Source organism: Mycobacterium sp. E1747 (assembly GCF_001667775.1).
Lineage (GTDB): Bacteria > Actinomycetota > Actinomycetes > Mycobacteriales > Mycobacteriaceae > Mycobacterium.
In genome coordinates this window covers 1-18,686 of the sequence record NZ_LZJI01000025.1, presented here as the reverse complement: position 1 = coordinate 18,686, position 18,686 = coordinate 1, and the positions used below count along the sequence as shown (strand labels likewise).

Below are 18,686 nucleotides of genomic sequence, written 5' to 3'. Positions count from 1 at the left end.
CCACGCTAACGCAGCTCACGGGCGCTTTTCGGTCGGGCGGCGAGGGCCCCCACCGGCGCCTCGGCACATTGCGCCGGTCCGCGTTCGACGACGACCAGCGCGAACGACGGCCGCCGGCGCTATTGCGCCACCCACGACGCGTTGCCCTCTTTCCAATCCCCGTGAGCGGAACCGTCACCGGGCCTCGGCGCGGCTACCGTGGGAATGCATGAACGACCGGCCGGGCTCAGGCGTCTTCGCTCACGGCGGCACGGTCACCGTTGCGGGCCCCGTTCATGCCGGCGGCGTCCGACGGCAACTCGAACGAGGGGTAGGCGGTACCGACCGCGGCCAGCGCCGCGTTGCGCTGCGCCTCCATCCGCGCCAGCGCCGCCTCGGTGAACACCGACAGCCCGAGGTCCGGGTTGTACCCGTGGATCTCCTTCACGTCGAGCTGGGCCAGGAAGTAGACGATCTCCTTGGAGACCACCTGCCCGGGCACCAGCACCGGGAAGCCCGGCGGGTAGGGCACGACGAACGTGGTCGACACCAGCGTCTTGCCCTCGGCCAACCGCCGCCCCGCCATGCCGATGAGGACATGCTCGCGATCGGACTCCTCGTAGCCGGCATAGAAGGCCGACCGCATGTCACCGAAGACGCACGCGTCGACGGGCCGGAAGGCGACGTCGAATTCGCTGAAGTCGGGCAGGTGCGGCAGGTCCTGGGTGATCTCCTCGACATGGCGCTCGTGCAACGCCCGGTCCGCGACGCTGCCCGCATTCTCGGCGCGGTCGAAATCGATTGCGACCCTGCGTAATACGTCTAGCAAGTAATGCACGCTGGACCACGTGACGCCGATGGTGAAAATCAACAGAACGCTATTGATCGACGTCTTGTTGATCTGGATGCCGAACCGCTCCATCAGGATCTTTTCGCGGAAGTCATACCCGTTCATCCCGGTCTTGCCGACGAACAGGGTCACCCGCGTCGCGTCCAGCACGAACTGGTCGGACCGCCACGCCTCGTTCCACTCGGCCAGCGCGCCCTGCCTGACCTCACGATACGAGCTGACCGACGACGCCCGGAATTCCTCGGGCACCAGGTCGGACTCGTCGAGGATGCGGAACCACTTGCTGATCAACCGGTCTCGGCGCACCCGATGCCGGAAGACGAGCGCCATGTCGTAGGTCTGCCGGACCAGCTGGAAACCCTCGATGTCGACCTGCCGGCGCGCCAGGTCCAGCGACGCCAGCAGCTGCTGGTTCGGCGAGGTCGACGTGTGGGTCAGGAACGCCTCACCGAAGGCATCCCGGGTCAGCGCGTTGAAGTCCTGGTCGCGCACGTGGATCATCGACGCCTGCCGCAGCGCCGACAGCGACTTGTGCGTCGAGTGGGTCGCGTAGACGCGCACCCGGGCCTTGGCGGGGTCGGGCAGCAGCGGGCGGTCCACCCAGTCCGACCGGTCCCCCCCGCTTTGCACCCGTTCCAGCTCCGCCGTCCACTCCCGGTACTCGACGGCGTATTCCGGGGAGGCGAGCATCTGCTCGAGGCGTTCGGCCGACACCATGGCGGTGCGTTGCCGGGCCCAGGGCACCGCGGTGGCGAAGGCGTACCACGCCTCGTCCCACAGGAAGCAGATGTCCGGCTTGATCGCCAGCACCTCCTGCATGACCTGCAACGGGTTGTAGACCACCCCGTCGAAGGTGCAGTTGGTCAGCAGCAGCATGCGCACCCGGGACAACTGACCGGCCGCCTCGAGGTCGAGCAGCGTCTGCTTGATCGTGCGCAGCGACACCGCCCCGTAGATCGCGAACTGCGGCAACGGATACGCGTCCAGGTACAGCGGGTACGCACCGGCCAGGACCAGCCCGTAGTGGTGCGACTTGTGACAGTTGCGGTCGATCAGCACGATGTCGCCCGGCCGGGTCAGCGACTGCACGACGATCTTGTTGGCGGTCGAGGTGCCGTTGGTGACGAAATAGGTGTGGTTGGAATTCCACGTGTCCGCGGCCTTGTCCATCGCCTTCTTGATGTTGCCGTGCGGGTCGAGCAACGAGTCGAGACCGCCGGACGTGGTCGAGGTCTCGGCCATGAAGATGTTACGGCCGTAGAACTCGCCCATGTCCTGCAACGACTTCGAGTTGAAGATGCTGGCACCACGCGCGACGGGCAGCGCGTGAAACTGGCCCACCGGCGCCGCCGCGTATGCCCGCAGGGCATCGAAAAATGGGGTGGCATAACGGTTTCGGAGACCAGCGAGCACCGTGCTGTGCAGATCGGTGACGTCGTTGAGCCGGTAGAACGTCCGGTCGTAGACGTCGGGCTCGGTGTCGTCGCCGGCCGCGATCGACTCGTCGGTGAGCAGATACAGGTCGATGTGGGGCCGCAGCTCGCGAATCCATTCGCCGCATTCCACCCAGTCGTTGGCCCGATCGGGGATCTCCACGTCCTCGTTGGCGCCCAACAGCGTGTTCATCAGTGGCAGCCGGTCCCGGGAACGCAGCGGCAGGTCGTCGCGGATGATCGCGGCCTGGATCTCGCCGTTCAGGGCGACCGCGGCGATGGCGTCTTCGACGCTGGGCACCACGAGGATCTCGAACTGCACGTCGTCCGACGGGTTGCGCAGCGCCCGCAGGCATTCGGCCAGGCAGTCGGGCGCCGTCGCGGGCGCGTCGTCGGCGAGCAACACGGTGTAGAACTGCTGCTGCTTGGCTTGGGCCACCAGCTCCTGGTCGGCCAACGGGGCGGAGGTGTCGAACAGCCCCGCGCGGTCGCCGTATTCGCTCAACAGCCGCACGGCCATGGAGACCTCTTCGGTGAGCCGCACCGTGGACAGGCTCTCCAGGTGCGCGCGGAACGTCGCCAGGTTCGCCGCGCCGGGGTACAGCCAGTACCGCTCGTAGGCCGCGATGCGGTCCATCAACCGTTTCACCCGGGCCACATCGTGGGCCTTGTCGTGCCCGGCCAGGTCGACCTCGGCGAGGTGGCGACACGCGTCGTCGAGCAGGTTCCAGGTGTCGACGCGGGCGTAGGACGGGTTGGCCACCGCCGCGAGCGCGGAGACCCGGAGTCGTCGCGGCTGGGTGGTGTATCGAGTCATGATCTCACCTGTTCTTCTGAGCGACTTGTATTCTCACCCCGCCGCGCGGCCCCCGTGATCGTTTCGCCTCAGGTCGATTCAGCGATCCCGTCGTCGGCGTCCATCACGCGCCGGTTGGCGCGCGTGCCGTCCACCCAGCGCGGCACCGGAAGGTCTCAGCGTCGGGCCGGCAGCTCGCTGACGTCGGACAGCGATCGCACCACGGCCGCGGCCAGCAAGCCCGCGATGACGGCGCGCAGTTCCAGCCGGGTCACCCCTGCGGTTCCTCGTTCTCCGGCGCGCCGGGCGTGCTGGAACGGACCGCCGCGGCGGCCGCCCGGATCTGCGGCGTCACCAGCATGACCTGGCCCAGCACGCCGTTGACGAACGCCGGCGAGTCGTCGGTGGACAGCTCCTTGGCCAGCTGCACGGCCTCGTCCACGGCGACCGGCTCCGGCACGTCGTCGGCGTAGAGCAGCTCCCACACCGCGACCCGCAAAATGGCGCGGTCCACGGCGGGCAGCCGGTCCAGCGTCCAGCCCTGCAGGTGCGAGCTGATCAGGTCGTCGATGTGGGCCGCGTGCTCGCCGACCCCGCGGGCCGCCGCAACCGTGTAGGGCTGCAGCTGCGCCACGTCGGGGTTGGTTTCGGCCAGCGCGGTGCGCACGTCGACGACCTCGGCCGGGCCCAGTCCGCGGGCCTCGGCTTCGAACAACAGGTCGACGGCGCGTTTGCGGGCCTGATGGCGTCCCCTCACGGGTCTACTCACGCGTTGATGCGCCCCAGGTAGCTGCCGTCGCGGGTGTCCACCTTGAGCTTGTCGCCGGTGTTGATGAACAGCGGCACCTGGATCTCGGCGCCGGTCTCCACGGTGGCCGGCTTGGTGCCGGCGCTGGACCGGTCGCCCTGCAGGCCGGGCTCGGTGTGGGTGACCTCCATCTCGACCGACACCGGCAGCTCGAGGTACAGGGGTGACCCGTTGTGGAACGCCACCTGCACCGGCAGGCCCTCCAGCAGGAACCGGGCGGCGTCGCCGACCAGCGACTCGGGCAGCGGGTGCTGCTCGTAGTCCTGGCTGTCCATGAACACGAAGTCGCTGCCGTCGCGGTACAGGTAGGTGGCGTCGCGCCGGTCGACGGTGGCGGTCTCCACCTTCACCCCGGCGTTGTACGTCTTGTCGACGACCTTGCCGGAGAGCACGTTCTTCAGCTTGGTCCGCACGAAGGCCGGGCCCTTGCCGGGTTTGACGTGCTGGAATTCGACGATCTGCCAGAGCTGGCCGTCGATCACCAGCACCAGTCCGTTCTTGAAATCGGCAGTGCTTGCCACGGTTCGGTATATCTCCTCGGGGATGGACAGTCCGTCAGCGGATCTGTCTGCAACTTGTTGGTCAGTCTAGAGCGAGGGGTGGCCGGTGCCCGCGCATCGGGTGGCCGGTGACCGGCGGGAAGCCCGCCTTCCACTCCCGCGCTACGGGCCGGTCTCGGCCGGCCCGGTGGGCGAAGGCGGCACCCGCTTGATCATCGTCAAGAAGGGGACGCTGAGCTTCCTGCCGCCGGAGAACGGCACCGGGACGGTGAAATAGACGATGTCGACCTCGAGCCGCAGCTCCCGCAACGGCTGGGTACTCAATTCCCACCTAAAGTCCCGCAGGCGCGCCAGGCCACATCCGATTGGCTCCACCCCGTTCACGCCACCCGACTTTACCCCGCGACGCCGGCCCGCCTCACGGCGCTCGTGACTAGCTCAGGACCGCCAGCTCCTTGGGGAACCTGGTCAGCAGTTCCGGCGCGTGCCCGCGGGCCGCCGCCGCGTCGTCGGGCACGACCAGGGTGTCCTCGATGCGCACGCCGCCGCGGCCCGGTAGGTAGACGCCGGGCTCGACCGTCACCACCGAACCCGCCAGCAGGGTGCCGGTCGAGGTGGCGCCGATACCCGGTGCCTCGTGGATCTGCAGCCCCACGCCATGCCCCAGGCCGTGGCCGAACTGCTCGCCGTAGCCCGCGTCGACGATCAGCTGGCGCGCCGCGCCGTCGACGTCGCGCAGGCTCGCGCCCGGCCGCAGCGCCTCCCGGCCGGCCCGCTGCGCGTCGGCGACCAGCTGGTAGATCTCCAGTTGCCAGTCGGCCGCCTTGCCGAGCACGAACGTGCGGGTCATGTCGGAGTGGTAGCCGGCCACCAGCGCGCCGAAGTCGATCTTGACGAAGTCGCCGGTGGCCAGCACCGCGTCGGTGGGGCGGTGATGCGGGATCGCCGAATTCGGCCCGGCGGCCACGATGGTCTCGAACGAGATCGCGTCGGCGCCGTGGTCGAGCATCAGCGCCTCCAGATCCCGGCTCACCTCGCGTTCGGTTCGGCCCGGCCGCAGGCCGCCGCCAGCCACCAGATCGGCGAGCGCGGCGTCGGCCGCCTCGCAGGCCAGCCGCAGCAGCGCCACCTCGCCGTCGTCTTTGATCTCCCGCAGCGCCTCGACGGTCCCGGCGGCGCGCATCAGTTCGGTGGCCGCCTTGCGCTTGCCGAGTTCGCTGGTCAGGGCGTCGAAGGCGTCGACGGTCACCACGTTGCTCTCGAAGCCCAGTTTGGAAACGCCGTCGTCGGCGGCGCGGCCGACGAGATAGCGCCCGAGGGCGCGTTCGATGGCGATCTCGAGCCCCGACGCCTGTTCGGCGGCTTGGGTCCGGTACCGGCCGTCGGTGGCCAGCACGGGGTCGCGATCGTCGGCGAACACCAGCAATGCGCCGTTCGATCCGGTGAAACCGGACAGATAGCGGACATTGTTCAGGTCGCTGACCAGCATCGCGTCCAGTCCGCTGGCACTGATCTGCGCTTTCAGGTTGTCCCGACGCTGAGAATGTGTCACGACCCTTGACGGTACTCGCTACGCTGATTGCCCATGAGGTCCTGGATGCTGCGCGGATTGGTATACGCCACGGCGATGGTTGTCGTCCGGTTGTTACAAGGCGCGTTGATCAACGCGTGGCAGACGCAGGCCGGGCTCTTCAGCGTGGTGTTGCTCTTGCTGTTCGTCATCGGCGTCGCCGTGTGGGGGGTGCTCGACGGCCGGGCCGACGCGATCGCGAACCCCGACCCCGACCGGCGCGGCGATTTGGCGATGACGTGGCTGCTGGCCGGCCTGGTCGCGGGCGTCCTGTCCGGCGCCGTCTCCTGGCTCATCGCGCTGGTCTACAACGGCCTGTACACGGGCGGGCTGATCAACGAGGTGACGACGTTCGCGGCGTTCACCGCGCTGTGCGTGTTCCTGCCGGGCATCATCGGCGGGACCATCGGCCGTTGGCGGGTGGACCGCAATCCCCCGCCCCGCCAGAAGGGGACGGACGAGGAGCGCGCCGACACCGACGTGTTCTCCGCGGTGCGCGGTGACGACGCGCCGACTGGCAAGATTCCCGCCGCGGGAGCCCAGCACGAGGAGCGGACCGCTTCGGTCGCCACCGCCGAGCGGGATGCGCCGACCGAGACGATCCACACCACGGCCGACCACGAGCCGAAGACCGAGGTGATCCGCACGGACTCCGCCGACGACGCCACGAAGCCGGGTACGGAACCGAAGAAGGACTAGCCCTCGGAGGCTTCGGCCAGGTAACGCAGGGCGAGCAGGTAGCCCTGGATGCCCAACCCGACGATCACTCCCGTCGCGACGGGGCTGAGGTATGAGTGGCGCCGAAACTCCTCGCGGGCATGCACATTGGAGATGTGCACCTCGATCAGGGGCGCGCGCAGCTCGGCGCACGCGTCGCGCAGCGCCACCGATGTGTGGGTGAGGCCGCCGGCGTTCAGGATCACCGGTTGGTCCGCATCGGCGGCCGCATGGATCCACTCCAGCAGCTGGCCTTCGCTATCACTCTGGCGCACCACGGCTTTCAGGCCGAGCGCGGTGGCCTCCCGCTCGATGAGCGCGGCCAGTTCGTCGTGCGTGGTGTCGCCGTAGACCTCGGGCTCGCGGCGGCCCAGCCGGCCCAGGTTGGGGCCATTGATGACGTTGACGGTGGTGGTCATCGGGTCCCTTCGTCCTCCGCCAGCCCGGCGTACGCCGCCGCCAGCAGCGACGGGTCGGGCCCGGCCAGCCGTCCCGGCTTCGCCAGCCCGTCGAGGACCACGAACCGAAGCACGCCGGCCCGCGACTTCTTGTCCTGGGCCATGTATTCCAGCAACTGTGGTAACGCGGCGGCGTCGTAGGCGACGGGCAGTCCCAGCGCGGACAGGACGGTGCGGTGGCGTTGCGCGGTCGCGTCGTCGAGCCGGCCGGCAAGGCGGGCCAGTTCCGCGGCGAACACCAGGCCCACGGACACCGCGGCGCCGTGGCGCCACTCGTAGCGTTCCCTGCGCTCGATGGCATGCGCCAATGTGTGGCCGTAGTTGAGGATTTCGCGCAGCTCCGACTCTTTCTCGTCGGCGGCGACCACCCTCGCCTTGACGGCGATCGAACGCCGGACCAGTTCCGGCAGCACGGCACCGGCGGGGTCCACCGCGGCGTGCGGGTCGGCTTCGATGAGGTCGAGGATCGCGGGGTCGGCGATGAACCCGGCCTTGACGACCTCTGCCATCCCGGCGACGAGTTCGTTGCGCGGCAACGTTTCCAGGGTCGCCAGGTCGACCAGCACCGCCCGCGGCTGGTGGAACGCGCCCACCAGGTTCTTGCCCGCGTCGGTGTTGATGCCGGTCTTGCCGCCGACGGCCGCGTCGACCATGCCCAGCAGCGTGGTGGGGATGTGCACCACGTCGACGCCGCGTAGCCAGGTGGCCGCCGCGAACCCGGCGACGTCGGTGGCCGCGCCGCCGCCCAGGCTGATCACCGCGTCTTTGCGGTCAATGCCGATGCGGCCGAACACCTCCCAGAGGAATCCGACGACCGGCAGGTCCTTGCCCGCTTCGGCGTCCGGGATTTCGATGCGATGCGCGTCGACACCCTTGTCCGCCAGGCGGCTTCGGATCGCTTCCGCGGTCTGCGCCAGCACCGGTTGGTGCACGACCGCCACGCGGTGCCGGTCGCAGAGCAGCTCGACCAGCTGGTCGCCGAGGTCGGTGCCGATGACGACCGGGTAGGGCGGATCGACGGCCACCTCGACGGTGACTGGCATGGTCATGTGGCGGCCTCCGCGTGAGCGTTTTCCGGCGTCTGCAGCCGAGACACGATGTAGCGCACCACCGCCCCGGGATTGCGGCGGTTGGTGTCGACACGGATCGTCGACACCCGGCGGTACAACGGGACCCGTGCGGCCATCAGCGTGCGGAATTTCTCCGCGCGGTCGGGGCCGGCGAGCAGCGGGCGCACGGCGCCGCCGCCGGTGCGCCGCACGCCTTCGCTGGCGCTGATCTCCAAGTAGATGACGGTGTGGCCGGCGAGCGCCTCGCAGACCCCCGGGCTGGTGACCGCGCCGCCGCCGAGCGACACGACGCCGTCGTGGTCGGCCAACGCGGCACGCACCGCGGCCTCCTCGATGCGGCGGAACTCCTGCTCGCCGTCGGTGGCGAAGATGTCGGCGATGCTGCGCCCGGTCCGCTGTTCGATCGCCGCGTCGGTGTCGAGGAACTCGACGCCGAGCGCCTTGGCCAGGCGCCGCCCGATGGTGGACTTGCCCGAGCCCGGCAGCCCGACGAGTACCGCCTTGGGCGCCATCAAGCGGTCCCCCGCGCGGCCGGCGCTTCCCGGTCGGCGACCGCGCGCTGATACGCCTCGATGTTGCGGCGGGTTTCGGTGAGCGAGTCACCGCCGAACTTCTCCAACGCCGCGCGGGCGAGCACCAACGCCACCATGGCCTCGACCACCACGCCGGCGGCGGGCACCGCGCACACGTCCGAGCGCTGATGGATGGCGACGGCCTCGTCGCCGGTCGCCATGTCGACGGTGGCCAGCGCCCGCGGCACGGTTGAGATGGGTTTCATCGCGGCCCGCACCCGCAGCGGCTGGCCGTTGGTCATGCCGCCCTCCAGCCCGCCGGCGCGGTTCGTCGAGCGGACCACGCCGTCGGGGCCGGGATACATCTCGTCGTGCGCGCGGCTGCCCCGGCGACGCGCCGTCTCGAAGCCGTCGCCGATCTCCACGCCCTTGATGGCCTGGATGCCCATCACGGCGGCGGCGAGTTGGCTGTCCAGGCGGTTGTCACCGCTGGTGAAGGAACCCAGGCCCACCGGCAGGCCCAGCACCACCACCTCGACCACGCCGCCGAGCGTGTCGCCGTCCTTCTTGGCCGCCTCGATCTCGGCGATCATCGCTTCCTCGGCGCCCTTGTCGAAGGCGCGCACCGGACTGTCGTCGATCGCGGGCAGGTCTTCCGGGCGCGGCGGGGGACCCTCGTAGGGCACCGACGGACCGATCGCGATGACGTGGGAAAGCACGTCCACACCGAGCGCCTGGCGCAGGAAGGACCGCGCGACGGTGCCCACCGCGACGCGGGCGGCGGTCTCCCGCGCGCTGGCCCGCTCCAGGACCGGGCGGGCGTCGTCGAAGCCGTACTTGAGCATGCCCGCGTAGTCGGCGTGGCCCGGCCGCGGCCGGGTGAGCGGTTCGTTGCGCGCGATGTTGGCCAGCTCCGCCGGGTCGACCGGGTCGGCGGCCATCACGGTCTCCCACTTGGGCCACTCGGTGTTGCCGATCTCAATGGCGATCGGGCCGCCCAGCGTGATGCCGTGGCGGACCCCGGACAGGACGGTCACCGCGTCGCGCTCGAACTTCATCCGCGCCCCGCGGCCGTAACCGAGCCGGCGCCGGGCCAATTGGTCGGCGATATGGGTGGAGGTGACCTCGACGCCGGCGACCATGCCCTCGAGCATGGCCAGCAGCGCACGGCCGTGTGACTCTCCGGCGGTGATCCAACGCAACACCCGAACATTCTCCCATGGGGTCGCGCGCGGGCTTAAATCCCGAGAACCAGGCCGATCGCCGCGGCGGTGGCCAGGCACATCGACGGACCGTGGGGCACCGTCCGCGCGCCGCAGAGCGCCGCGAGCAGCGTCGTCAGCAGCGGCGCCGCCAGCGCGGCCAGGAACCACACCCCGGCCCCGAAACAGCCGGCCAGCGCCCCCAGGCCGATCGCCAGCTTGACATCCCCGGCGCCCATCCCCGCCGGGGCGAGCGAGTGCACCAGCAGATAGATCGCGGTCAGCGCCGTCGCCCCGGCCAGTGCCGGCCAGCCGCGCCCGGCCACCGCGGCCGCCAGCAGGATCACCCCGGCCCCGGGCAGGGTCAACACGTTCGGCAACCGCCGCCGGCGGAGGTCGCAGCCGCTCAGCAGCAAGAGCCACGCGAGCACGGCCACAACCGCTCCAAGCCGCATGGCCTCTCCTGTGCGCGCCGCGAGTGTGGGGGCTAAGCGCGAAAACTGGGCGAATCCGTCCACAGGCCCCACGCCCGGCGGTTGGTCTGGGGCATCCGACGAGCGGGACGTTAGCCCAGGGCGGCGGCCATGGCGTCCCGCGGCGCCGGCAGCCCTGTGAATAACTCGACCTGGGTGAACGCCTGGTGCAGCAGCATCTGCACGCCGCTGACCACGCGGCCGCCGGCAGCGCCCACCGCGGCGGCCAGCGGCGTGGGCCACGGGTCGTAGACGGCGTCGAGCAGGACCGGGATGGCCGCGAGGGTGTGCGCGTACCGCCCGGCGACGTCCGCGGGGATCGTGCTGACCAGCACCCCGGCCGACGACACCGCCGCGCGCAGGGCGGCCTCGTCGTCGATGTTCACGAATCGCGTCGAGACCCCGATTCCGGTCCCGAGGTCCACCAGCCGGCCGGCCTTGTCGGGGTTGCGAGCGACGACGGTGATGGCGGTGACGCCCAGCTGGGCCAACCCCAGGACGGCCGCCGGCGCGGTGCCGCCCGACCCGCACACCAGCGCAGGGCCGGCCACTTCCCCATCTGATGCCAGCGCCCCGGCGACGCCGTCGATGTCGGTGTTGTCGGCCCGCCAGCCGGCCGCCGTGCGGACCAGAGTGTTGGCCGATCCCACCCGCTCGGCACGGTCGGTGCGCTCGTCGGCGAAGCGCAACGCGGCGAATTTGCCCGGCATGGTCACCGACACCCCGACCCATTGGGGGCCGAACCCGCCGACGATCGCGGGCAGCTGCTCGGCGTCGCATTCGATGCGCTCGTAGGTCCAGTCCAGCAGGCCCAGCGCCCGGTAGGCGGCCAGGTGTAGTCGGGGGGACTTCGAGTGGGCGATCGGCTTGCCGAGCACCGCCGCTTTGCGGGGTCCGCCGTCAGCGCGCGCTATCGAGGACACCGTTGCGCTTAGCCAGCTCGATGTTGGCCAGATGCTGCTGATAATCCTTGGTGAACAGCGTCGTTCCCTGGGCGTCGATGGTGACGAAGTACAACCAGTCGCCGGGCTCCGGATGCTCGGCGGCGTGCAGCGCGTCGACGCCGGGCGAACAGATCGCCGTCGCGGGCAGCCCCTGCGACACGTAGGTGTTCCACGGCGTCTTTTGGGCCCGGTCGGCGTCGGTGGTGGCCACCTCCCGGCGGTCCAGCGGATAGTTGACCGTGGAATCGAATTCCAGCGTGTGGTGGGCATGCAGGCGGTTGTAGATCACCTGCGCAACCTTCGCGAAGTCCTGCGACTTGGATTCCTGTTCCACCAGCGACGCCACCACCAGGATGTCGTACGGCGACAGGCCCATGGACTGGGCGGTGTCCACCAACCCGGACTTCACGTACTCGACGGCCCCGGCGCTGATCAGGCTCGACAGTATGGTCTCGGCGGAGGCGGAGGGATCGACGTTGAAGGTTCCCGGCGCGATCAGCCCCTCGATCCGGCGATGGTCCCTGCCGAGCTCGGTGAAGGGTTGGACGGCCCAGGGCGGCACCTCCAGGGCGGCCGGCGTGCTGTTGGTCGCCGCCGCCCGCAGCTCCTCCACCGCGACGCAGTGCTTGTTGCCGTCGAGGGTCACGCAGGTGGCGCGGGAGATCAGCGTCAGGATCCCCGGGGTCACCACGTTGGTCTTCATGTCGGTGGTGTCGTCGAGCTGACGGCCCTCCGGGATGACCAGCCGGCCCACCCGGCTGTTCGGGTCGGCCAGCCGCGCGACGGCGTCGGCCGCCGGGATCTCGGTGCGCATCCGGTAGAAGCCGGGCTGGATCGAGGAGATCTTGCTGTTGCCGTGCGCGGCGTTGACGAAGGCCCGGACGGTCTTGACCACCTGCTCGTGCTGCAGGGTCTCGCCGACGTTGGTGGTCGAGTCACCGTCCCTGATCTGAATCACGATGTCCTGCTTGCCATTTCCGGCGTAGTCGTCGCCGGCCCCGAAGACCGTGTGCCACAGCTTGGCGCCGACGAAGACGCCCACCAGCGCGACGACGGCGACGACCGCGAGCACGATCTTGCCGGCGAACCGCCGTCTGCGGTGCCCCCGCTCGGCGCGGTTCCGGGCGACGCGGCTCCGCTTGCGCGACGGACCGACCGTTTCGGGCTCGGCGCGTTGCCGCCGTGCGCTGTCAACCATCGGCGGGCTCCCCCGCCGTCAGGGTGGCGCGGCGCTGGTCGAGCCAGCTCTGCAGGATGGCCACCGCGGCGGCCTGGTCGATCACCGCCCGCTGTTCGCGGGCGCGGACGCCGGCCGCGCGCAGCGACCGCTGCGCGCTGACGGTGGTCAGGCGCTCGTCGGCCAGCCGCACGGGCGTGGGGGCGATCCGCTGGGCCAGCGTGTCGGCCAGCTCCATCGCGTCGATCGCCGACGGGCCGGTGCGGTCGGCCAGCGTGCGCGGCAGTCCGACGACCACCTCGACCACCCCGAGTTCGGCGGCCAGCTCGGCCAGCCGCCGCACGTGCTTGCCGGAGCGGTCGCGGCGCACGGTTTCCACCGGGGTGGCCAGGATGCCGTCGGGGTCGCTGCAGGCGACGCCGATGCGGACGCTGCCGACGTCGATGCCGAGGCTCCTCCCGGGCCGGGAACCCCGGCCCGGATTACCTTGGTCGGGGTCGCCGGGCCGGTCGGGCACGCGATGCTGTCCTGGGCCCACTCAACCGACCCGTGCTATCTCGGAGCGGACCGCCTCGAGCGCCGCGTCGATACGGCTGGGGTCCTTTCCTGAACCCTGCGCCAGGTCCGGCTTGCCTCCGCCGCGGCCGTCGACGGTCGCGGCGAGCGGCTTGATCAGGTCGTTGGCGCGGAGCCCGAGGTCCTGGGCGGCCGGGTTGGCCGCGACCGCGTACGGCACGCTGCCCCCTTCGCCCTCCGCGATCAGCGCCACCACGGCGGGGTCGCTGCCCAGCTTGCCGCGGATGTCGCCCACCAGGGAGCGCAGGTCGCCGGCGGTCATCCCCGCGGACATGCGTTGCGCCACCACACGGACGTTACCGATACGCTCCGCGCCGGCCGCCGCGTTGGCCGCGGCGGCGCGCGCGCCGGCCAGCCGAACCCGCTCGAGTTCCTTCTCGGCGGCCTTGAGCCGCTCCACCAGGCCGGCCACCCGGGCGGGCACCTCGTCGGACGGCACCTTCAGCGACGAGGCCAGTCCCGCCATCAGCGCGCGCTCCTTGGCCAGGTGGCGGAACGAGTCCAGCCCGACGTAGGCCTCCACCCGGCGCACGCCGGACCCGACCGACGATTCGCCCAGGATGGTCACCGGCCCGATCTGTGCGGAGTTGTGCACGTGGGTGCCGCCGCAGAGTTCGAGCGAGAAGGGCCCGCCGATCTCGACCACCCGCACTTCATCCGGGTACGCCTCGCCGAACATCGCCATTGCCCCCATCGCCTTGGCCTTCTCGAGCTGCTCGGTAAAGGTGTGCACCTCGAAGTCGGCCTGCACGGCCTGGTTGGTGACCTCTTCGAGCTGGGTGCGCTGCTCGTCGGACAGCGGACCCTGCCAGTTGAAGTCGAAACGCAGGTAGCCGGGGCGGTTCAGCGATCCGGCCTGAACGGCGTTGGGGCCCAGCACCTGTCGCAACGCGGCGTGCACCATGTGGGTGCCCGAGTGGCCCTGCGTGGCGCCCCGGCGCCATTCCGGGTCGACCGCGGCGACCACGGTGTCGCCCTCGACGAATTCCCCGGACTCGACGTTGACCCGGTGCACCCACAGGGTTTTCGCGATCTTCTGCACGTCGGTGACCGCCGCACGGGCGCTCTCGCTGGCGCCCGTCCCGCTGATGGTGCCTTCGTCGGCGATCTGCCCGCCGGACTCGGCGTAGAGCGGGGTGCGGTCGAGCACCAATTCGACTTGATGCGCACCTTCGGTGCCGTGCGTGACGACCGGGACCCGCTTGCCGTCCACGAAGATGCCCAGAATCCTTGCTTCCGAGGACAATTCGTCGAACCCGGTGAACTCGGTAGGGCCGGCGTCGACCAGCTCGCGGTAGGCGCTCAGGTCGGCGTGCGCGTGCTTGCGGGCGGCGGCGTCCGCTTTGGCGCGGCGGCGCTGCTCGGCCATCAGTTCCCGGAAGCCGATCTCGTCGACCTGCAGGCCCGCCTCGGCGGCCATCTCCAGGGTCAGCTCGATCGGGAAGCCGTAGGTGTCGTGCAGCGTGAAGGCATCCGATCCCGAGATCGCTTTGGCCCCAGCGGCTTTCGTGGTGCCGGCGACCTCGTCGAACAGCTTGGAGCCGGCGGCCAGCGTGCGGTTGAACGCGGTCTCCTCGGCGACGGCGATGCGCTTGATCCGGGCGAAGTCGGTGACCAGTTCGGGATACGACGGCCCCATCGCGTCGCGCACGGTGGTCATCAACTCGCCGACGATGGGCCCGTTTATGTCGAGCAGCTTGGCCGACCGGATCACCCGGCGCAGCAGCCGGCGCAGCACGTAACCGCGCCCGTCGTTGCCGGGCGTGACGCCGTCGCCGATCAGGATCGCCGCGGTGCGGCTGTGGTCGGCGATGACCCGGTAGCGCACGTCGTCGAAGTGGTTGCCCACGTCGTACGGCCGCGCGGCGACTGCGGCAACTGTGTCTATGACCGGCCGCAGCAGGTCGGTCTCGTACACGTTGTGCACGCCCTGCAGGATGAACGCGACCCGCTCGACGCCCATGCCGGTGTCGATGTTCTTGCGGGGCAACGGGCCCAGGATTTCGAAGTCGGTCTTGCCGGTGCCCTCGCCGCGTTCGTTCTGCATGAACACGAGGTTCCAGATCTCGATGTAGCGGTCCTCGTTGGCCACCGGGCCGCCACCGACCCCGAACTCTTCGCCCCGGTCGTAGTAGATCTCCGACGACGGGCCGCACGGGCCCGGGATCCCCATCGACCAGTAGTTGTCTTCCATGCCGCGGCGCTGGATCCGCTCGGCCGGCAGCCCGGCGATCTCCTGCCACAGTTGCACGGCCTCGTCGTCGTCGAAATAGACCGTCGTCCAGATTCTTTCGGGGTCCAGGCCGTAACCGCCCTCGGACAGCCCGTTGGTGAGCAGGGTCCAGGCCAGCTCGATGGCGCGGCGCTTGAAGTAGTCGCCGAACGAGAAGTTGCCGGCCATCTGGAAGAAGGTGTTGTGCCGGGTGGTGATGCCGACCTCGTCGATGTCGGGCGTGCGGATGCACTTCTGGATGCTGGTCGCCGTCGAGTATGGCGGCGTGCGCGCGCCCAGGAAGTACGGCACGAACTGGACCATGCCCGCGTTGACGAACAGTAGGTTGGGGTCGTCGAGGATCACCGATGCGCTCGGCACCTCGGTGTGGCCCGCCTTCACGAAGTGATCAAGAAACCGCTTCCTGATCTCGTGTGTCTGCACTTGAAGTCCGCTTCTTCCTGTCGCTTTTGCGCGTGAACGTCTATTCCAGCGTATTCGCTGGACAAGCCGGCTACCGGGCCGCTAACCCTCCAGAAAGCTCAGCCGCACCGAGCGTTGTGGGTTGTCCCGGTTCAGATCGACCAGCACGATGCTTTGCCAGGTGCCCAGCATCGGCTCGCCGCCGGAGACCGGCACGGTCACCGAAGGGGCGACCAGCGCCGGCATCACGTGGTCCGCGCCGTGGCCCGGCGAGCCGTGCGAGTGCCGATACCGGTCGTCGCGCGGCAGCAGCCGTTCCAGCGTGTCGAGCAGGTCGTCGTCGGAGCCGGCCCCGGTCTCGATGATGGCGACGCCCGCCGTCGCGTGCGGCACGAAGACGTTGCACAGGCCGTCGCCCCTCGACCAGCAGAAGCCCCGCACCGCCTCGGTCAGATCGACGATGCGGCGCCGGGAAGTGTCCACGTCCAGCACGTCGGTATGCATCCCGACCAGCCTACGGCCCGCATGTTGCGACCAGCCAATCGTTTGTGAGCGCGACCACATTTGGCCATTGCGGGGTGCACCGGGCAGGAGGAAGGTAACTGGTGGGGCCGGTGGCGCCACGGGCTCCTTGGATACAAGTCCCTACAGAGGAGGTCGGCCGTGTACGCACGCTCCACCACCATCCAGGCGCAACCCTTGTCCGTCGACATCGGAATCGCGCACGTTCGCGATGTCGTCATGCCCGCCCTCACGGAGATCGACGGCTGCGTCGGGCTGTCACTGTTGGTCGACCGGCAGTCCGGGACCTGCATCGCCACCAGCTCGTGGGACAGCATCGACGCCATGCGCGCCAGCGCCGAACGGGTCGCCCCGATTCGCGATCGGGCCGCGTTGATGTTCGACGGCAGCGCGCGGGTCGAAGAGTGGGACATCGCTTTGCTGCACCGCGACCATCCGTCGCGGCAGGGGGCCTGCGTGCGGGCCACCTGGCTCAAAGTGGTGCCGGATCAGCTCACCCGGTCCCTGGACTTCTACCGCTCGTCCGTGCTGCCCGAGCTCGAGCAGCTCGACGGGTTCTGCAGCGCCAGCCTGCTGGTCGACCATCCGGCGTGCCGGCGGGCGGTGTCATGCTCGACGTTCGACTCGATGGACGCGATGGCCCGCAACAGTGACCGGGCGAACGAGTTGCGCAGCAGGCGGGTGCGGGACCTGGGCGCCGCGGTGATCGACGTGGCCGAATTCGAGCTGGCGATCGCCCACCTGCGGGTGCCCGAGCTGGTCTAGCCGCCGGCCTTCTGCCGCGTGTGCGGCCCGCCTGAGGATGACGACGCCGCAGGACCGCGTGGCGGCCAGCAGCCGTTCCGTCTCCTCGTCGGTGAAGGTTTTCATGACCGCCCCCGCTTCCCACGGATGATCGCCCGCAACCGCTCCAGCCGCCCGGCCATCTCCCGCTCGGCGCCGCGGCCGGTCGGCCGGTAGTAGTCGACGCCCACCAGCTCGTCCGGCGGATATTGCTGGGCCAGGACGCCGTCGGGGTCGTTGTGCGAGTACTGGTAACCCTGCGCGTGTCCCAGCGCCGCCGCGCCCGAGTAATGCCCGTCGCGAAGGTGCGGGGGCACCAGGCCGGCCTTGCCCGCCTTGATGTCGTCCATCGCGGCCGCCAGCGCGGTGGTCACGGAGTTCGACTTGGGCGCGGTGGCCAGGTGGATGGTGGCGTGGGCCAGCGTCAGCTGTGCCTCGGGCATGCCGATCAGCGCGACGGTCTGCGCGGCCGCCACCGCGATCTGCAGCGCGCTGGGGTCGGCCATGCCGATGTCCTCGCTGGCGAGGATCATCAGCCGGCGCGCGAGGAATCGCGGATCCTCCCCCGCCACCAGCATGCGGGCCAGGTAGTGCAGCGCCGCGTCGACGTCCGAGCCGCGCACCGACTTGATGAAGGCGCTGATGACGTCGTAGTGCTGGTCGCCGTCGCGGTCGTAACGCACCGCGGCCTTGTCCAGCGACTGCTCGATGGTCTCGACAGTCACCGACTCGGTGGCTTCGGCCGCGACCTCCAGCGCGGTCAGCGCGCGCCGGGCATCGCCGGCGGCCAGCCGCACCAGCAGCTCGACGGCGTCGGGCGTGACCGCGACGCGGCCGCCCAGCCCGCGGGGATCGTCGATCGCCCGCTGCACCACGGCGCGGATGCCGTCGGCGCTGAGCGGGCGCAGTTGCAGGATGAGGGAGCGGGACAGCAGCGGCGCCACCACCGAAAACGACGGGTTCTCGGTGGTCGCCGCCACCAGCAGCACCACCCGGTTCTCCACGGCGGACAGCAGGGCGTCCTGCTGGGTCTTGGAGAAGCGGTGCACCTCGTCGATGAACAGCACCGTCTGCTCGCCGCGCAGCAGCGCGTGCCGAGCCTTGTCGATGACGGCGCGCACGTCTTTGACCCCGGCCGACAGCGCCGAGAGGGCCTCGAACCGGCGGCCGGTCGCCTGGGAGATCAGCGCGGCGAGCGTGGTCTTGCCGCTGCCGGGCGGGCCGTACAGGATGGCCGACGCCACGCCGGATCCTTCGACCAGGCGGCGCAGCGGCGACCCGGGCGCCAGCAGGTGCTCCTGGCCGACCACCTCGTCCAGCGAGGCCGGGCGCATGCGCACCGCCAGCGGCGCACCGGCCGACACGCCCAGGCCGTGATCGCTTGCCGGCGCCGCGCCGGGCAGGTCGAAAAGACCGTCGGACACGGCTTCAGGCATACCACGAAAACGAATTCGGGCGCCGCCTCGACATCTTTGCTAAGTTCCCGTGTGCGCGTGCCCACAGGTTGAGTCAACAGCTAGGACGGACATGAGCCAGCCTCCCGAATATCCAGGCACCCCGGCCGACCCGTACGGCAGCGAGCACAACCCTCCGGGCTATCCGCCCCCGCCCGGCTACGGCAAGACACTCCCGTCGCCCGGGTCGCGCATGGGGTTGTCCAGTTCGCAGATGATCCGGCCGG

The 18,686-nt window shown here is 70.1% G+C and carries 18 protein-coding genes; 2 read left to right on the top strand and 16 right to left on the bottom strand.

Annotation, left to right across the window (positions count from 1 at the left end; genetic code table 11):
• Positions 1 to 226: 226 nt before the first annotated feature.
• The 5 genes from A5695_RS01870 to A5695_RS01850 all read right to left on the bottom strand — a co-directional run bounded on the left by A5695_RS01870 (position 227) and on the right by A5695_RS01850 (position 5,918).
• On the bottom strand, positions 227 to 3,079 hold the full coding sequence (locus A5695_RS01870) for an aminotransferase class I/II-fold pyridoxal phosphate-dependent enzyme (RefSeq protein ID WP_068077477.1): 2,853 nt from the start codon (positions 3,077 to 3,079) through the stop codon (positions 227 to 229).
• Between the two features lie 250 nt (positions 3,080 to 3,329).
• The gene (gene nusB, locus A5695_RS01865; protein WP_068077475.1) at positions 3,330 to 3,827 is read right to left on the bottom strand and encodes a transcription antitermination factor NusB; all 498 of its coding nucleotides are present in this window, start codon (positions 3,825 to 3,827) and stop codon (positions 3,330 to 3,332) included.
• Positions 3,824 to 4,387 carry an elongation factor P gene (efp, locus tag A5695_RS01860; protein WP_066863465.1) on the bottom strand — a complete coding sequence of 188 codons (564 nt, stop codon included), beginning with the start codon at positions 4,385 to 4,387 and terminating at the stop codon, positions 3,824 to 3,826. Before efp ends, nusB begins: the two co-directional genes overlap by 4 nt.
• A gap of 141 nt (positions 4,388 to 4,528) precedes the next feature.
• A complete protein-coding gene (locus A5695_RS01855) occupies positions 4,529 to 4,690 on the bottom strand; it encodes a hypothetical protein (protein ID WP_231974691.1) in 162 nt (53 codons plus the stop codon).
• Positions 4,691 to 4,799: 109 nt separating this feature from the next.
• Positions 4,800 to 5,918 (bottom strand): aminopeptidase P family protein, encoded by a 1,119-nt coding sequence (locus A5695_RS01850; protein ID WP_068077471.1) that lies wholly within the window; start codon positions 5,916 to 5,918, stop codon positions 4,800 to 4,802.
• 33 nt (positions 5,919 to 5,951) lie between these two features.
• On the opposite strand from A5695_RS01850, the gene A5695_RS01845 reads away from it, so the two are divergent.
• A complete protein-coding gene (locus A5695_RS01845; RefSeq protein ID WP_197515326.1) occupies positions 5,952 to 6,635 on the top strand; it encodes a B-4DMT family transporter in 684 nt (227 codons plus the stop codon).
• Here the strand turns inward: A5695_RS01845 and aroQ are convergent.
• The 10 genes from aroQ to A5695_RS01795 all read right to left on the bottom strand — a co-directional run bounded on the left by aroQ (position 6,632) and on the right by A5695_RS01795 (position 16,192).
• Positions 6,632 to 7,072 (bottom strand): type II 3-dehydroquinate dehydratase, encoded by a 441-nt coding sequence (aroQ, locus tag A5695_RS01840; protein ID WP_068077467.1) that lies wholly within the window; start codon positions 7,070 to 7,072, stop codon positions 6,632 to 6,634. The genes A5695_RS01845 and aroQ overlap by 4 nt on opposite strands.
• The gene (gene aroB, locus A5695_RS01835) at positions 7,069 to 8,160 is read right to left on the bottom strand and encodes a 3-dehydroquinate synthase (RefSeq protein ID WP_068077465.1); all 1,092 of its coding nucleotides are present in this window, start codon (positions 8,158 to 8,160) and stop codon (positions 7,069 to 7,071) included. Before aroB ends, aroQ begins: the two co-directional genes overlap by 4 nt.
• Positions 8,157 to 8,693: a shikimate kinase gene (locus A5695_RS01830; RefSeq protein ID WP_068077463.1), complete on the bottom strand. Its 537-nt coding sequence runs from the start codon at positions 8,691 to 8,693 to the stop codon at positions 8,157 to 8,159. The genes aroB and A5695_RS01830 overlap by 4 nt, the downstream gene beginning before the upstream one ends.
• Positions 8,693 to 9,898, bottom strand: coding sequence for a chorismate synthase (gene aroC, locus A5695_RS01825; RefSeq protein WP_068077461.1), 1,206 nt, complete (start codon positions 9,896 to 9,898; stop codon positions 8,693 to 8,695). Before aroC ends, A5695_RS01830 begins: the two co-directional genes overlap by 1 nt.
• Positions 9,899 to 9,930: 32 nt before the next feature.
• Entirely contained in the window at positions 9,931 to 10,350 is a 420-nt protein-coding gene (locus tag A5695_RS01820) for an A24 family peptidase (RefSeq protein WP_068077550.1), read from the bottom strand.
• A gap of 110 nt (positions 10,351 to 10,460) precedes the next feature.
• Positions 10,461 to 11,282, bottom strand: a complete 822-nt coding sequence (locus tag A5695_RS01815) for a shikimate dehydrogenase (RefSeq protein WP_369830147.1) — start codon at positions 11,280 to 11,282, stop codon at positions 10,461 to 10,463.
• The gene (gene mltG / locus A5695_RS01810; RefSeq protein WP_068077456.1) at positions 11,269 to 12,510 is read right to left on the bottom strand and encodes an endolytic transglycosylase MltG; all 1,242 of its coding nucleotides are present in this window, start codon (positions 12,508 to 12,510) and stop codon (positions 11,269 to 11,271) included. The genes A5695_RS01815 and mltG overlap by 14 nt, the downstream gene beginning before the upstream one ends.
• Entirely contained in the window at positions 12,503 to 13,027 is a 525-nt protein-coding gene (gene ruvX, locus A5695_RS01805; RefSeq protein ID WP_068077454.1) for a Holliday junction resolvase RuvX, read from the bottom strand. The genes mltG and ruvX overlap by 8 nt, the downstream gene beginning before the upstream one ends.
• Positions 13,028 to 15,721: an alanine--tRNA ligase gene (gene alaS, locus A5695_RS01800; protein ID WP_068077452.1), complete on the bottom strand. Its 2,694-nt coding sequence runs from the start codon at positions 15,719 to 15,721 to the stop codon at positions 13,028 to 13,030.
• 81 nt (positions 15,722 to 15,802) lie between these two features.
• Complete coding sequence (locus A5695_RS01795; protein WP_197498726.1) at positions 15,803 to 16,192, bottom strand: secondary thiamine-phosphate synthase enzyme YjbQ; 390 nt, start codon at positions 16,190 to 16,192, stop codon at positions 15,803 to 15,805.
• Positions 16,193 to 16,363: 171 nt separating this feature from the next.
• Between A5695_RS01795 and A5695_RS01790 the strand changes: the two genes are divergently transcribed.
• Entirely contained in the window at positions 16,364 to 16,987 is a 624-nt protein-coding gene (locus A5695_RS01790; RefSeq protein WP_068077450.1) for a hypothetical protein, read from the top strand.
• 101 nt (positions 16,988 to 17,088) lie between these two features.
• On the opposite strand, the gene A5695_RS01785 is transcribed toward A5695_RS01790, so the two are convergent.
• Entirely contained in the window at positions 17,089 to 18,441 is a 1,353-nt protein-coding gene (locus A5695_RS01785) for a replication-associated recombination protein A (protein WP_068077448.1), read from the bottom strand.
• Positions 18,442 to 18,686: the final 245 nt, after the last annotated feature.